The 1,409-nt window shown below is 60.3% G+C and carries 3 protein-coding genes; 2 read left to right on the top strand and 1 reads right to left on the bottom strand.

Annotated features, from left to right (window positions below):
* The first annotated feature begins 70 nt into the window (after positions 1 to 70).
* Both BM171_RS18605 and BM171_RS18600 read left to right on the top strand, forming a co-directional pair.
* On the top strand, positions 71 to 565 hold the full coding sequence (locus BM171_RS18605) for a DUF411 domain-containing protein (RefSeq protein WP_093016143.1): 495 nt from the start codon (positions 71 to 73) through the stop codon (positions 563 to 565).
* Complete coding sequence (locus tag BM171_RS18600) at positions 562 to 1,023, top strand: c-type cytochrome (RefSeq protein WP_093016140.1); 462 nt, start codon at positions 562 to 564, stop codon at positions 1,021 to 1,023. Before BM171_RS18605 ends, BM171_RS18600 begins: the two co-directional genes overlap by 4 nt.
* A gap of 133 nt (positions 1,024 to 1,156) precedes the next feature.
* Here BM171_RS18600 and BM171_RS18595 read toward each other — a convergent pair.
* Positions 1,157 to 1,409 (bottom strand): metal-sensitive transcriptional regulator (locus tag BM171_RS18595; RefSeq protein WP_139218763.1); only part of this gene is annotated, 253 nt, incomplete at its 5' end.

The following is a 1,409-nucleotide window of genomic DNA, read 5'->3' as shown; positions in this document are numbered from 1 at the left end:
GCACAGGCTCTTTCCCAAATCGCATCGAAGCTGGGTTTGCCAGCTTGCTAATCTTTCGAGAGGAAAACTCATGAAACCGACCAACGCCTTTTTGGCCTTAGCTCCTGTCACCGCACTGACGCTCAGCCTTGCATCCTTCGGTGGGGCCGGAATGGCTCATGCGGAGAGCCATCCCGACATGGCCAGGCATGGCAGCATGCATGTCACGAAAAGTCCCACCTGCGGCTGTTGCGGCGCCTGGGTCGCGCTTGCGCGCGAAGAGGGCTACCACGTCGAGGTCACGGACACGCGGGACGTGACGAGCGTAAAACTGGCGAACGACGTGCCAGGAGCGCTCTGGTCTTGCCATACAGCTGAGATCGAGGGCTACACAATCGAGGGACACGTCCCTTTCGCAGCTCTGAACAGGCTGCTGGACGAACGGCCTGACATTTCTGGGATCGCTGTACCGGGCATGCTGGTCGGCTCACCCGGCATGGGGACAGATCCGAGCGCCCGCTATGACGTGATCGCGTTCGGCGGAGATGCAGCCTCTGGCGAGATCTTCCATCGGGCTGGCCAATGAATCGGGGTCTCTGGATCACGGCGAGTGGAGCGGTTCTGCTGGGAGCCGCTCTGCTTGCCACGGTCACGCTCAGAGCCGGGGAAGAACGGATTGTTCTTAGAGACACTGATCCAGACACCGTGGCCTTGGGCGCGGCCGTCTATGTGGAGCATTGCGCCGCCTGTCATGGCGCAAATCTTGAAGGGCAGCCCGATTGGCGGTCGCCAGGTCCGGACGGAAGGCTCCCTGCACCGCCGCATGACGAGACCGGGCATACCTGGCACCATGACGGCGAGACGCTGTTCCGGCTGACGAAGTTCGGGATCGGCGCATTGATCGATGATCCAGACTATGCCTCGAACATGCCGGTATATGACGGAGTCCTGACTGACGAGGAAATCGTCGCAGTCCTCAGCTATATCAAATCGACATGGCCCGAGGACATTCGCGCGCGCCACGATGATATGGAAAGCCGATGATGGCCTCACGCAATTGAAAGTGGCATGAGCGACGGCTCATCTTCTTTGAACGTGGCCCTACTGCTCTCGGCGTCACCATGACGACCAAGCTCGCCGTCTTGCTCTGACGCGGCAAGACTTTGGGCTGAAGGGGTTACCGTGACGCCTTTTGCAATAGCCCGATGAGCTCGTCGAACTTGGCGCGCTGTTGCTTGGGGTCGGCACTGGCAATGGCCTCCTCGACACAGTGCTCGGCGTGATTCTCAAGGATAAGCCGTTCGACACTCAGAATTGCGGACCTGATCGCGGCTGTCTGCGCCAGGATATCCATGCAGTAGCGGTCGCTCTCGACCATGCGAGCGACACCGCGGACCTGACCTTCCAGGCGGGAGAGCCGATCAAGTGTG

The sequence above is a fragment of the Roseivivax halotolerans genome (assembly GCF_900115815.1).
In the GTDB taxonomy this organism is placed as follows: Bacteria; Pseudomonadota; Alphaproteobacteria; order Rhodobacterales; family Rhodobacteraceae; genus Roseivivax; species Roseivivax halotolerans.
This window is presented reverse-complemented; position numbering and strand designations above follow the sequence as displayed.

Bases quoted from the DNA above. Each gene is read 5' to 3' on its own strand.
- BM171_RS18600 (WP_093016140.1), top strand. From the start codon at position 562: ATGAATCGGGGTCTCTGGATCACGGCGAGTGGAGCGGTTCTGCTGGGA.
- BM171_RS18605 (WP_093016143.1), top strand. From the start codon at position 71: ATGAAACCGACCAACGCCTTTTTGGCCTTAGCTCCTGTCACCGCACTG.